This is a genomic window from bacterium, assembly GCA_018812485.1.
Taxonomy (GTDB): Bacteria; JAHJDO01; JAHJDO01; order JAHJDO01; family JAHJDO01; genus JAHJDO01.
This window is the reverse complement of sequence record JAHJDO010000117.1, coordinates 1-13,426: the sequence shown is the minus strand read 5'-3', so window position 1 is coordinate 13,426 and position 13,426 is coordinate 1. Positions and strand designations below refer to the sequence as shown.

General features: G+C 37.5%; 13 protein-coding genes. 1 reads left to right on the top strand and 12 read right to left on the bottom strand.

The window, feature by feature from the left end; all coding sequences use genetic code 11:
- The coding region (locus KKC91_09605; GenBank protein ID MBU0478806.1) for an IS110 family transposase at positions 1-895 on the top strand (895 nt) is incomplete at its 5' end.
- A 331-nt stretch (positions 896-1,226) separates the two neighbouring features.
- Here the strand turns inward: KKC91_09605 and KKC91_09600 are convergent.
- From KKC91_09600 to KKC91_09545, 12 genes are all read right to left on the bottom strand, one after another.
- Positions 1,227-2,366, bottom strand: coding sequence for a GntR family transcriptional regulator (locus KKC91_09600; protein ID MBU0478805.1), 1,140 nt, complete (start codon positions 2,364-2,366; stop codon positions 1,227-1,229).
- Between the two features lie 142 nt (positions 2,367-2,508).
- Complete coding sequence (trpA, locus tag KKC91_09595; protein ID MBU0478804.1) at positions 2,509-3,306, bottom strand: tryptophan synthase subunit alpha; 798 nt, start codon at positions 3,304-3,306, stop codon at positions 2,509-2,511.
- Positions 3,303-4,493, bottom strand: coding sequence for a tryptophan synthase subunit beta (trpB, locus tag KKC91_09590; protein MBU0478803.1), 1,191 nt, complete (start codon positions 4,491-4,493; stop codon positions 3,303-3,305). Before trpB ends, trpA begins: the two co-directional genes overlap by 4 nt.
- Positions 4,490-5,287 carry an indole-3-glycerol phosphate synthase TrpC gene (gene trpC, locus KKC91_09585; protein MBU0478802.1) on the bottom strand — a complete coding sequence of 266 codons (798 nt, stop codon included), beginning with the start codon at positions 5,285-5,287 and terminating at the stop codon, positions 4,490-4,492. The genes trpB and trpC overlap by 4 nt, the downstream gene beginning before the upstream one ends.
- Before the next feature lie 197 nt (positions 5,288-5,484).
- Positions 5,485-5,691 carry a cold-shock protein gene (locus KKC91_09580; GenBank protein MBU0478801.1) on the bottom strand — a complete coding sequence of 69 codons (207 nt, stop codon included), beginning with the start codon at positions 5,689-5,691 and terminating at the stop codon, positions 5,485-5,487.
- A gap of 118 nt (positions 5,692-5,809) precedes the next feature.
- Positions 5,810-7,168, bottom strand: coding sequence for an MATE family efflux transporter (locus KKC91_09575; GenBank protein ID MBU0478800.1), 1,359 nt, complete (start codon positions 7,166-7,168; stop codon positions 5,810-5,812).
- 49 nt (positions 7,169-7,217) lie between these two features.
- Complete coding sequence (gene trpD, locus KKC91_09570; protein MBU0478799.1) at positions 7,218-8,237, bottom strand: anthranilate phosphoribosyltransferase; 1,020 nt, start codon at positions 8,235-8,237, stop codon at positions 7,218-7,220.
- Positions 8,238-8,246: 9 nt separating this feature from the next.
- Positions 8,247-8,816: an aminodeoxychorismate/anthranilate synthase component II gene (locus tag KKC91_09565; GenBank protein ID MBU0478798.1), complete on the bottom strand. Its 570-nt coding sequence runs from the start codon at positions 8,814-8,816 to the stop codon at positions 8,247-8,249.
- Positions 8,813-10,294 carry an anthranilate synthase component I gene (gene trpE, locus KKC91_09560; protein ID MBU0478797.1) on the bottom strand — a complete coding sequence of 494 codons (1,482 nt, stop codon included), beginning with the start codon at positions 10,292-10,294 and terminating at the stop codon, positions 8,813-8,815. The genes KKC91_09565 and trpE overlap by 4 nt, the downstream gene beginning before the upstream one ends.
- Positions 10,295-10,329: 35 nt before the next feature.
- Entirely contained in the window at positions 10,330-11,058 is a 729-nt protein-coding gene (pssA, locus tag KKC91_09555; protein ID MBU0478796.1) for a CDP-diacylglycerol--serine O-phosphatidyltransferase, read from the bottom strand.
- The gene (locus KKC91_09550) at positions 11,055-11,684 is read right to left on the bottom strand and encodes a phosphatidylserine decarboxylase family protein (GenBank protein ID MBU0478795.1); all 630 of its coding nucleotides are present in this window, start codon (positions 11,682-11,684) and stop codon (positions 11,055-11,057) included. The genes pssA and KKC91_09550 overlap by 4 nt, the downstream gene beginning before the upstream one ends.
- A 17-nt stretch (positions 11,685-11,701) precedes the next feature.
- On the bottom strand, positions 11,702-13,426 hold a 1,725-nt coding region (locus tag KKC91_09545), incomplete at its 5' end, for a DNA gyrase subunit A (GenBank protein MBU0478794.1).

Sequence of the window (13,426 nt, the reverse complement as noted above, 5' to 3'; positions counted from 1 at the left end):
CAAACTCATGCTTGCCGATGCTGTTGAACTTAGATACAGAGCCGGCAAAAGGCATGCCAAAACCGATAAAATCGACGCTAAATTTATCTCTCTTCTTGTTTTCAGGAACGAAGTCCCACAGGCTTTTGTCCCTGATAAAACCACCAGAGAACTCAGAAGACTTGGAAGACACTGGCATACTACTACTCACATGATGTCTACTCTCAAAATCAGAATGCGCTGGATTCTTATGCAGCATAATTTCCCTGGGCCAGGAAGTATCACAGGAGATTCCGCTCAGAAATGGCTTCTTGCTCGTGGAGATAAGCTCTCTCCAAATGCTTTGTTTTCTTTCTCTCAATTTCTTGAATCTATTGAGCATCTGGAAAGACAACGAATTGTTATTAGACGCCGTATTCTTGAATTTTGTGATATGGAACAGTTTAAAGAAGATGTTGCGCTGCTTAAAACTGTCCCCGGTATTGCTGATATTACTGCAGCTATCATCCTGGCAGAAGTAGCCGGCTTTCCGAGATTCTATTCTGCCAACGCTATTGCTTCCTATACCGGACTTACTCAAAGAACTGAAGAAAGCGCTGGAAAAGTCTCTAGTAGTAATATCTCCAAAGCTGGCTCTGCTACTCTTAGATGGGTATTGTGTGAGGCTGCTAATACCTTGATTCGTTCTGACCCAACCTATAAAGCTATGTATAATCGTATTCTCAGCTCCACTAAGATTAGAGGAAAAGCTAAAGTTGCTATTGCTCAGAAACTTATTAGATGGCTTTGGAAGATGCATCAAACAAGAGAAGCTTTTAGAAGAGGAGGATCTACTAACCATAACAGGAATGCTAACAAGGCTAGGCAGGCCAGACTCATAGCCAAGCTCCATAATGGCTTGGCTATCGCCTGTTAGTCGCCTCTGGTGATATACGTCGTACTGATGACCGCGATCAGGATTTGTGATGTCTCCTGTGGATACCACAGGATGAACTCGAGAGTGTGAATGCGGCTCAGACGACGTGAATAGGACTTTCATGCTGGCCCGCCTATAAGTGGCTGGGAATAAGTTCTCGGTCTGGCGGTGATCGCGAAAAGATGAATACACCCTTAGAGGTTTTTTACCAGAGAAAAGAAAGGAGTATTTATGATAAATAGATAAAAATATATTCTTCATTTGACATGTCCCTACAAAGATAAATCCAGCCCTTCCCCAAATTTTCCTTATTTTATCTAACATTTTTCACTCACCTCCTTTCTTTTTTAGCACAAAGTGAAGAGCGCAAAGCGCAACTTTTCCTTATAATAAGTTTTGTTTTCAACACAACATGTTGAGGGGCTTTTAATTTCCCCTCTATTTTATCAAGAAGTATCTGCGCGGCCTTTGTTCCTATATCATATCTTAATTGCGCAACTGTTGTAAGAGGCACTTCAAGCAAGGATGCTTGTGGATTATCGTCAAAGCCTATTACAGATATGTCTTCTGGGACATTTAATCCATTTTCTTTAATTGCTTTTATAGCGCCGATTGCTGTGCTGTCATTATTTGCAAATATAGCTGTGAATTTTGTATTGTCCTCAAATAATTGACTTGTCAAATTGTATCCAACTTTTACCCAGTTTTCAGTGGAAGCTCCTCTTTTAATAAGCGCTTCATCAACTTTTATTTTATTATCCAATAATGCCTTCTTGTATCCCTTAATCCTATCCTCAATAGAAGTGTAATGATGTAAACCTGTAATATGCGCTATTTTTTTATGCCCCAGCTTTATTAAATATTCAACCGCTTTATATGCGCCTCCCTCGTTATCAGATACTACATAATCTATTACAGAAGCCAGATGGGGAAAATATCTGTCTACTAATACAATAGGAATGTGTTTGCTTAAGAAGTTTCTTAGGGCAGTTGTTCTTTCAACAGCAACAGGGAAAATCAATACTCCTGATGTATTGTCTTTATTAAACGACTCTAATAATTCTTTTTCTTTTTTGACATCTCTTTCAGAAATTCTGAGAGTTAGACTGTATCCTCTATCACTCAGTATTTTTTCTATTCCTTCTAATATCTCATTCCGAGCTTGGTTCTTTGATAAATTTGAGACAATTAATCCAATTGTCTTTATTTTCTTATCAGAAACTAAATCAGGGTTTTTTACAAATATTCCTTTTCCATGTTCACAGTATATTATTCCTTCATTCACTAGTTCCCGCAATGCGTTATCAACAGTAGAAAAGCTTAAGTTGTGTTTACTCATTAGGTTACGTACGAGAGGAAGTCTTCCGTCATTGGAATAGGTACCATTATTAATATTTGTAAGCAAAATTTGCTTTAGTTGAAAATATTTCGGCAGGTTTCTTACTTCATCTATCTTAAATTTTGTTTCCATTTTCCAAACCCTATATCGCCTCGAGTCTCGATACAATTGCAATATATCACAAGTCTCAAAAATTTGTCAAGTATTTTCGCCACATTATTGGAAATGAACAGAAACATGGTAACTCCGACCTTACACTTAGCCTTGTATATTTTTAGATTTTCGTCGCATCTACCATTTGTTTGACATAAGAGGTAACTTTACTAAGCAGGTCTGGCTTATTAAGGTTTTGTTCAATTAACTTGACTATTGCGCTTCCTATAATCACTCCATCAGCGTATGATGCAACTTTTTTTGCATGCTGCGGTGTAGAGATACCAAAACCAACAGAAACTGGCTTGGATGTGAGGTTTTTAATCCTTAACACATTCTGTTCAATTGTTTTTGACAACATGCCCCTAGCTCCGGTTACACCAGTAAGAGAGACGTAATAAATGAATCCTTCTGTCATTTTACCAATCAGCTTAATTCTGTCATCTGTACTTGTAGGAGCCAGGAGAAGTATCAAGGGAAAAGGAGACTTTTTTGTTTTATTATAGATTGGAAAAGCTTCTTCCGGGGGAAGATCAGGGACAATAACTCCGTCAATACCAGCTTTTATAGAGTCTTTTACAAAATTGTTAACCCCATATTTAAATATGGGGTTATAGTATCCCATCAAGATAATAGGAATACTGCTTTCCTTTCTAATGTTTCTGACAAGTGTTATCACAGTTCGGAGCGAAACTCCATTTTTAAGCGCTCTTTCAGAAGCCTGTTGTATTGTAGGACCATCTGCAAGCGGATCTGAAAAAGGAACGCCAAGTTCAATAATATCAGCTCCGGCTTTCTCAAATGCGAAAACCAGTTTTTTTGTTATAGCAACGCTTGGATCACCTGCAGTTATAAAAGGAATGAAAGCCGCTGTATTTGTTCTGGACAGATTAAGAAATACCTTTTCTATTCTGTTCACAGTTTTACTCCCAGCACCTTTGCTACTGTGTCTGCGTCTTTATCTCCTCTGCCGGAAAGACAGATTATAATTGTCTTGTTTTTCTTGAGTTTAGGCGCAAGTTTTTTTGCATAAGCGATTGCATGAGCGCTCTCTAGCGCAGGAATAATTCCCTCTGTCCTGCAAAGCAGCTTGAATCCCTCCAGAGCCTCTTTATCTGTAATGGAATGATATTCAGCTCTGCCTGTTTTTTTCAAAAAGCTGTGTTCTGGGCCAACTCCCGGATAATCAAGCCCTGCAGAAATTGAATGTGCTATTTTTATCTGTCCGTTACCGTCTTGCAAGAGATAACTCATACTTCCATGAAGAGTACCTATTGTGCCTTCTCCCAGTGTTACAGCGTGTTTACCTGTTTTAATACCAAGCCCTGCAGCTTCCACACCAATAAGAGAAACTTTCTTGTCGGGTATAAATGGATAAAAAATCCCTATGGAATTACTGCCTCCGCCAACACAGGCTACAACGTAGTCAGGTAATTTTTTCTCAATCCTGAGAATTTGTTTTCTGGTTTCTTTACCAATAACTGTTTGGAAATCCCTCACAATCATTGGATATGGATGGGGACCTACAACAGAGCCAATAACATAGTGCGTTGTCCTGACATTTGTAACCCAATCTCTAATTGCCTGATTTGTAGCATCTTTGAGCGTCCTGCTTCCAGAGGTTACAGGTGTAACTTTTGCTCCAAGGAGCTTCATTTTGAAGACGTTCAAAGCCTGTCTCTGAATATCTTCTGTGCCCATAAACACTTCACATTCCAGCCCGAACATACTCGCAGCAGTTGCTGTTGCAACTCCATGCTGTCCTGCGCCAGTTTCTGCAATAACTCTCTTTTTTCCCATTTTTACGGCAAGTAGTACTTGTCCCAGAGTATTATTAATCTTATGCGCTCCTGTATGTAGCAAGTCCTCTCTTTTAAGGTATATCTTTGCGCCTCCAAGTCTTTTGGTGAGTCTTTGAGCAAAATACAGAGGTGAAGGCCTACCTGCATATTCACGCAAGTAGTAGTTTAATTCTTTCTGAAATTTTTTATCTTTTTTTGCTGATAAATAAGCTTTCTCAAGTTCTAGAATTGCAGGCATAACAGTTTCAGGCACAAACATGCCGCCAAATTCTCCAAAGCGACCGTGCTTATCAGGCAATTTCATAACTCTTTACCAATTAGTCTTTGTATTTCAGATTTTATATTATTACTTCTCATTAATATCTCTCCAACAAGTATAGCACGTATACCACATTTATAAAGTTTTTCGACATCATTTCTTGTTTTTATCCCGCTTTCACTTACAACAATCTTGTTCTCAGGAACTTCTCCTTTTATTCTGAGACTTGTTTCAATATCAACCTCCAGAGTATCAAGGTCGCGGTTATTAATTCCTATTATTTCTGCATTGCAGGATAAAGCCTGCTCAAGCTCCTCCTCAGAATGAACTTCAACAAGCGCAGCCATTCCAAGTTCCTTAGTCATAGCAAGATAATCTGCAAGCTGAGATCTTTCAAGTATTCGGACTATTAGGAGGATTGCATCTGCTTTATATGCTCTTGACTCATATATTTGATACTCATCTACAATAAAATCTTTTCTCAAAATCGGTACATCAATCACATTTTTAACCGTATTTAGGTATTTTATCTCTCCTTGAAAGAACTTTTTATCTGTTAAAACAGAGACTGCATCCACTTTTGCCATTTTATAGGCTTCGGCAATTTTCTCTACAGAAAAATCTTCTTTTATGACTCCTGCAGAAGGAGATGCTTTCTTAATTTCAGCAATAAGATTCATTTGAGATATTATCTCTTTCCCATGTTTTGAAATACCGGATACAAAATCCCTGGGTTTATCAGAAGCATCGATTCTCTCTTTAAGCACAACAACAGGTTCTTCTATCTTTCTGTTCTTAACTTCCTGTATTTTATTTTCAACTATTTTATCGAGTATCATTATATTAAGCTGTAAGTCATAAGTTATAAGAATTAAGTAAAAAGCACTATAAACTTAATCCTTAAAGCGAAGCGTCTTAATCCCTAATTCTAGCTTTTAAAGATTATAATGCAAATCAGATGAAAAATCAAAAAAAGATAACCTGCCCAGTAATCTGAGCAGGTTATCTATTGGATTTATAAATTAGTCTATATTTTTTATAGCTTTTTTACGTTTCCAGCTCTGTTACGACCTTTATCGTCCTTCTCTATGTCGAACTCTACAGCGTCGTTTTCAGCCAAGGACTTAAATCCTGCGCCCTCAATAGCAGAATGATGCACAAAACAGTCATCACTTCCATCGTCTGGGGTGATGAACCCGTAACCCTTTGCATCATTAAACCACTTTACCTTGCCTTTAGCCATCTTTCGAACTCCTTCTTTTGTTTATTTGAGGACAGAACATGAGAGACTATCGCCTCTTTACCACTTTCCTTGTCCTACTAACTTTTTGCATAATAACAAAAAGAAAATAAAAGTCAAACTATTTTTTTATGCTCTTCCACGCACCCCTTTTAAACCATCCAGCCATCACTACTCCTTGAACTACATTTGAGACAGCAATTGCCAGCCATATGCCATTGGTATTCATATTTAAATTTTTTGATAATAAAAGTGCCAGTGGTATCTGAAATCCAAAAAAGGAAATACCCGTAATTATAAGCGGTGATAAAGTATCACCTGCACCCATAAATGCTCTCCCAAGGACTATAGAGGATGCCATAAAGATAAATGTGAAAGATAAAAAACGCAAATATAGAGCCCCTATTCTAATAACTTCGGGATGGGTATTAAAAATAGAGATCATTTCCTTAGCAAATATAGTAAATATTATTGTGAATATTATAGCTATAATTCCAAAAAATCCTGTCGACAACCATGCGCTTTTTTCAGCCCTTTTTGGTTTACTTGCACCTAAATTCTGCCCAACTAATGTTGTAGCGCATTGAGCAAATGCAAAGCCAGGCATCATTACTAACATCAATACTCTCATCCCAATACCATAAGCGGCTACAGCAAAAGTGCCAAATATAGCTACAATGCGCATTAAGATTAAACCCGATATGTTTCTTGCAGCCATCTGTAAGGCTGCGAAAATACCGGTACGAGTCATCCGAAGCATAATAGAGAGTCTCAATCTTGATTCCTTTATTTTTAAATGGATAATAGAGTGCCCCTTAAAAATCGCACATAGTCCCCATATCATACCTACCCCTCTGGCTATAACAGTAGCCAGGGCAGAACCTTTAACTCCCAAAGCAGGAAACCCAAACATTCCAAATATTAATAATGGATCTAAAATAATATTCAATCCTGTAGAAAGCAACAAAAATTTCATAGGCAAAAAGGCATCCCCTGCTCCACGAAAGATAGCGCTAATCAAAAATAAAAGAAACATAGTGATTGAACCAAGAGACAATATCTTGATATAAGATTCCCCTAGAGAAATCACCTCTCCGCTTGCACCAAACAAGATAAGCATAGGTTTTGCCAGAAAATAGCCAGAAATACCAAAAACAATAGAACCGATAATACCCATAAAAAGTGATTGAACGGCAACGTCTTCTGCCTCTTTAATATCCTTTGCTCCAATAGCTCTGGCTATCATAGCAGTAGTCCCAATGGATATACCTATTAAAGCGATCATAATTATTCCAAAAAAGATTCCTCCCATGGCTACTGCAGCGATAGCTTCTGGACCTAATCTGCCAACAAAAATCATATCCACAATATTAAACGCATTCTGCAATACAACACTAATCATAATAGGAACAGCTAAGTTCCAAATACTCTTAGAAATACTACCTTTGGTTAAATCGTTCTTTTCTAGCTTATGATTCATAGTTTAAAATTAAAGAATTGAGAATTGATTAGTAATTAGAAATTGAAAATTAGAAATTCTTATTTGTCTCTTCTCTCAAGGCATTAAGTTTATTGAGTGCTGCTCCTGAGTCTATAGAGTTTTCAGCTAATGTTATGCCTTCTCTTATATCTTTAGCTTTTCCTGTTGCTACAAAGATATGAGCAGAATTCAGAACAACGATATCTCTCCTTGCCCCTTTTTCACCCTTTAGTATTTTTATAATGATTTTTGCGTTTTCAGCTGCATCGCCGCCTTTAATATCTTCTTTTTTCCCAGTGGATAGACCAAAATCGCGAGGTTCTATAAAATATGTTTTTATCTCTCCATTTTTAAGCTCGCTGATTCTTGTTTTTCCTGTAATGCTTATCTCGTCAAAACCGCCTTCTCCATATGCAACAAAAGCTCTTTTTGACCCCATATTCTTAAGAACATTTGCTAATTTATCTGTTAAATTCGGATCATATACTCCCAAAATCTGATATCTGGCATTAGCCGGATTAGTGAGCGGACCCAGAATATTAAAAATTGTTCTTATGCCTATTTCTCTTCTAGGACCAATTGCATATTTCATAGCTTTATGAAAGAGTGGTGCAAACAAGAATCCGATGCCTATATTATTGATGCATTCCTCAACCTTTTTTGGAGGAATATCTATGTTTATTCCCATCTCTTTCATTACATCCGCACTTCCGCATTTACTAGATACAGATCTGTTGCCGTGTTTTGCAACAACAACTCCGCCCCCTGAAGCTACGATTGCGCACGCTGTAGAGACGTTGAATGTATCAGCCTTGTCTCCACCTGTTCCGCATGTATCAACTACATCCAGCTCATTCTTAACATAGATTCTTTCCGCTTTTTCTCTCATCACCTTTGCACATCCTGTAATTTCCTCCACAGTCTCACCTTTTATTCTGAGAGCTGTTATAAAAGACGCGATTTGAGAAGCAGTTGCTTTGCCGTCCATAATTTCTTCCATTGTTCCTCGCGCCTCGTCTTCTGTAAGATCGCACCCATCTACAACCTTCTGAATTATTTCTTTAATCACAATAGTCTCCTATTCCAGCTTTAAAAAGTTTTTAAGTATTTTTTTGCCTTCCTTAGTGAGGATTGATTCCGGATGGAATTGGACACCTTCAATCGGGTATTTCTTATGTCTGATTCCCATTATTTCATTCTGTTCAGTCCATGCAGATATCTGGAAGCAGGCAGGGAGAGATTCTCTCTCTATTTCAAGAGAATGATATCGCGTAGCTTCAAACGGATTAGAAATATTTCTAAATATTGTGCTGCTGTCATGATAAATCATAGAAGTTTTTCCATGCATAAGTCTTTTGGCTCTGACTATTTTCGCTCCAAAGACTTCCCCAATACACTGATGTCCTAAACATACACCTAGTATTGGAATTTTCTTGTAAAATGATTTGATAACATCTTTAGAGATACCTGCCTCTTTTGGTGTGCATGGACCTGGAGAGATGACTATTTTTTTCAGGTTTTTTTTGTTTTTTATTTGACCCAGTGTTATTTTGTCATTTCTGTAAATTTCCATTTCAGCGCCAAGCTCACCGAAATACTGAACCAGATTAAATGTAAATGAGTCATAATTGTCTATTATGAGAATCAAATTAAGCCCTCCTCAGCAAGCTTTATTGCTTTTATAAGCACCTTTGCCTTATTCAATGTTTCATTATATTCTTTCTCTGGTACTGAATCTGCAACAATACCTGCCCCAGCCTGAAGATAAGCTGTATTGTTTTTAATGATTGCTGTTCTTATTATTATGCATGTGTCCATCTCTCCTGAAAAACTCAAATACCCCACTGCTCCTGCATAAGGGCCACGTCTGGTAGGTTCAAGCTCCTCAATAAGTTCCATAGCTCTTATCTTTGGAGCGCCAGAGACTGTCCCTGCAGGGAAGCAAGCCTTGAGAACATCTATGCTGTCTAAACCAGGTTTGATTTTCCCTTGAACATCTGAGACTATATGCATGACATGAGAGTACTTTTCTATACTCATCAGTTCTCCAACTTTGACTGTGCCGTATTTGCAAACACGGCCAACATCGTTTCGTGAAAGGTCAACAAGCATTATGTGCTCTGAGAGTTCTTTTGGATCAGAGAGTAATTCTTTGACAAGTTCCTTATCTTCAATCTCTGTTTTTCCTCTGGGTCTTGTACCAGCTATTGGACGTTCTTTTACAGTTTTATTTTCTACCTTAACCAAAGTCTCAGGAGATGATCCTGCTATTTCAAAACTGTCAAGCTTTAGATAATACATATATGGAGATGGATTTATTATTCGAAGAGCTCGATATATATCAAATGAGTCTATATTTATCTTGGTTCTCAGCCGTTGTGAAAGCACAGTCTGAATGATATCTCCTGCTTTAATATATTCCTTGGCTTTCTTTACAATCTTTGTGAATTGATTTTTGGTAAGATTGGATTTTAGCTTATATCTTCCATTTGAATTTTCTTTTCCATATTTCTGCATGGGTATGTTCAATTTCTCTATTATCCTATCAATCTTTTGTATAGCTTGATTGTACGCTTTAGACGGATCCGTCTTATCACCTAAGTGCACATTCGATACTATCTTCATCTTATGTAAAAGATGGTCAAAAATTACTATAGTGTCTGTAAACATCAGCACACAATCTGGCAGATTGAGATCATCAGTTGTATGCGTTGGTAATTTCTCTATAAATTTAATAACATCATAGCTAAAATATCCCACTGCTCCGCCACAAAATGGAGGCAGAGAATCATCGATTACAAATCTGTACTTATTCATCATATGCCTGAGGAATGGAAAAGGCCCATGTGGCAGGGAAACTTGTTTTTTCTCATGCTTAGTAAGTAGACTTCCTTTATTGTTTTTACATTTAAAGACTATCTCAGGATTAGTCCCAATAAACGAATATCTGCCAAATTGTTCCCCTCTTTCAACACTCTCCAGAAGAAATGAAAATTTGTCCCCATATGCAATTTGCTTATATGCTGACACTGGAGTTTGTGTATCAGCTATAATCTCTTTGTAAACAGGAATGAGATTACCTGCTTTTGCTTTTTTAATAAATTCTTTTTTTGTTGGATAATACATAAAATTAACTCATAATGGGCTTTACTGACTACTTATCACTTTGAAGCAGGCTCTTGAGAGACTCGGTTTTTGGGTGCGAAAAATTTTCTTAACGGTCTGAGCATTCTTGTAAGTCCTGAAAGTATGTAAACAAATGTTATTGCAAACATAAAAAAATCTGAACGTAGAACTACTAAAGCAAGAATTAAGAGTATAGCAACCAGATAGTGAAATGGTCTTTTTCTCTCAATTTCTTTCAGACTGGGATATCTAACCTTGCTTACCATCAGGTATGCAATAACGACCATGAATATTGGAAAGAATCTGAGTACAGGGAATTGAATAATGTAGTCATGGAAGGCTACTGTAGAGGTTGTGATTATTGCGGCAGCAGCCGGAATAGGCAGCCCTACAAAAAACTTATCCTTTGTTTTTACTATTTGAACATTAAATCTGGCTAGCCTCAGAGCTCCGCAAACTATATACAGTGTAATAAGAGATAAAGCCAGACGCGTAGGAACTCCAAAAAAAGATTTATATACAAGCACAGCTGGAGCAACAGCAAAGGATATAAGATCAGCAAGGGAATCATATTGCAATCCAAAAGCACTACTTGTTTTTGTTAGACGCGAAACTTCACCATCAAGCCCGTCAAATACAATAGCACTAATAATTAACCATCCTGCAATAGTAAAGTTTCCTTGCATAGAGAAGATTATTGACAGAAATCCACACACTAGATTAGCAGTTGTAAGAAGGCTTGGCAGTAATTGAATTTTTCTCACGGAAGTTTTCCCACAATAGTTATTCCTGCCTTGACCATATCGCCAATTTTTATGTTTATCTCTGCATTCATAGGAAGAAACAAATCTGTTCTTGAGCCAAATCTTATCATTCCTATTCGTTCACCAATTTTTAGTTTGTCACCCTTACTGCATTTACATACAACACGGCGCGCAATCTTCCCTGCTATTTGCCTTAGGGCAACCTTAGCCCCTTTATGCGAAAGCACCATAAAATTATTCTCATTTACTTCTGATGCCTTAGGATTTCTTGCGTCAAGGAACCTTCCTCTTGAATATTCAAGATACACTATTTCTCCATCAACTGGAGCGCGATTGATATGCACGTCAAAAATCGAGAGGAAGATAGAAATTCTGTGAACTGGTTCATCGGATATTTTACTGTCTTGAATTTGTTCGATCACCATTACTTTACCATCAGCTGGCGCAAGGACTATATTTTCTCCTTTTGTAATCTCTCTTTCAGGATCTCTTAAGAAAAAAACACAAAAACTAAGTAAGACGAAAAAAATAACACTAATGTATATATGGAAAAAAGCGCTGAAAATTGTAAGTAATACAAAAAAAACTATTATTGGCAAACCATCTTTTGCTATTTTAAATTTCATTCTTATGCTTCATACCTTTACTTCTTTTTCTTCTTAACTTGTTTAGCTGTTTTAGGTTTCTTTGATGTCTTTTTCTCTTTTACTTCGTTTTCATCTTCTTCAACAGCGACCTTTGCAATACTTACTACACGGTCACCTTTGTCAAGACGAATCAGCTTAGTACCTTTTGTATTGCGCTTGATAACCCTTATTTCCCTAACAGGCTGGCGTATTATTACACCTTTAGCTGTAATAACTATCAATTCATCAGCATCTGCAACTGTTCTTAATCCTTCAACCAGTCCATTTCTTGAATCGGTCTGGATACTAATAACTCCGATACCCCCGCGTCCCTGGGACCTGTACTCTGAGAAGCGCGTGCGTTTTCCATATCCATTAGCTGTAACAACAACAACTGTTGACTCATCCTCAACAACTTCCATTCCAATAATAATATCTCCTTTCTTCAATCTTATGCCCCGAACACCCCTTGAGACCCTTCCAACAGTTCTTACCGCTTTTTCCGAAAACCTAATTGCTTTACCATCTCTTGTTGCTAAGAGAACATCCTTTTCTCCATCAGTGAGACTTACTGAAATTAACCTATCTCCTTTGTCCAGCCTTATGCCCTTTATTCCACCTGCTCTTGGATGGCTATAGGCAATGAGATTGGTTTTCTTCGCAATACCCCTCTCTGTTGCCATTATCAAATTATGTTTATCATCAAACTCCCTAACTCTGATAAAAGCTGTAACTTTCTCATCAGGAGCAATGCGCAAAAGATTAACAATAGCCTTACCTCTTGAGAGCCTGCCTGCCTGCGGTATTTGATAAACCTTTACCCAGTGAATTTGTCCTCTGTCTGTAAAGAAAAGTATATAGTCATGCGTGGATGCTACAAATACATATTCTATAAAATCCTCCTCCTTCGTTCCTGCTCCCATAATACCCCTGCCGCCTCTATGCTGTCTTCTGTATGTTGTTAAAGGCAACCTTTTTATATATCCAGCGTGGCTTATTGTTATAACCATATCTTCTTCTGCTATCAAGTCTTCCATGCCCAGTTCTGTTGTTTGTTCAACAATCCGGGTTCTCCTTGGATTTGCGTACTTTCCCTTAATTTCAAGTATTTCCTTTTTGATTATATCCATAATTTTCTTGTCACTTGCTAGAATCTCTTCAAGTTGATTTATTAACTTTATTGTATCCAGATACTCCTGCTGGATCTTGTCTCTTTCCAATCCTGTTAATCGCTGCAGACGCATATCAAGTATAGCTCGTACCTGCAGGTCAGAAAGCTTGAATTCCTGCATTAAGCTCTCACGCGCTGAATCCACATCTTTGGAGGATTTTATTATTTTTATAACCTTATCAAGATGTTCAATTGCAACCTTTAATCCCTCCAGAATATGTGCCTTAGCTTTTGCTTTTTTTAAATCAAATTGTGTTCTTCTGCGCACAACTTCCTGTCTATGCTGAAGAAACTTATCTAACATCTCCCGTAGATTAAAAATCCTGGGTCTGTTTTTATCTATAGCAAGAAGTATAGCGCCGTATGTGGTCTGCATCTGAGTATGTTTATAAAGCTGATTAATTATTATCTGTGCAATTTCTCCTCTCTTTAATTCAACAACAACCCTTAATCCATCTTTATCGGATTCATCTCTCAGGTCGGATATTCCTTCTATCTTATGATCTCTCACAAGATTCGCTATTGTTGTAATTAGATTTGCTTTATTCACCTGATATGGAATTTCTGTTAT

What these genes read in the sequence shown, in the direction of transcription:
- trpC (MBU0478802.1), bottom strand. Translation starts at nt 5,287, where the DNA reads ATGATACTCGATAAAATAGTTGAAAATAAAATACAGGAAGTTAAGAAC.
- KKC91_09550 (MBU0478795.1), bottom strand. Translation starts at nt 11,684, where the DNA reads ATGAAATTTAAAATAGCAAAAGATGGTTTGCCAATAATAGTTTTTTTT.
- KKC91_09575 (MBU0478800.1), bottom strand. Translation starts at nt 7,168, where the DNA reads ATGAATCATAAGCTAGAAAAGAACGATTTAACCAAAGGTAGTATTTCT.
- trpB (MBU0478803.1), bottom strand. Translation starts at nt 4,493, where the DNA reads ATGAAATTGCCTGATAAGCACGGTCGCTTTGGAGAATTTGGCGGCATG.
- KKC91_09580 (MBU0478801.1), bottom strand. Translation starts at nt 5,691, where the DNA reads ATGGCTAAAGGCAAGGTAAAGTGGTTTAATGATGCAAAGGGTTACGGG.
- trpE (MBU0478797.1), bottom strand. Translation starts at nt 10,294, where the DNA reads ATGTATTATCCAACAAAAAAAGAATTTATTAAAAAAGCAAAAGCAGGT.
- KKC91_09600 (MBU0478805.1), bottom strand. Translation starts at nt 2,366, where the DNA reads ATGGAAACAAAATTTAAGATAGATGAAGTAAGAAACCTGCCGAAATAT.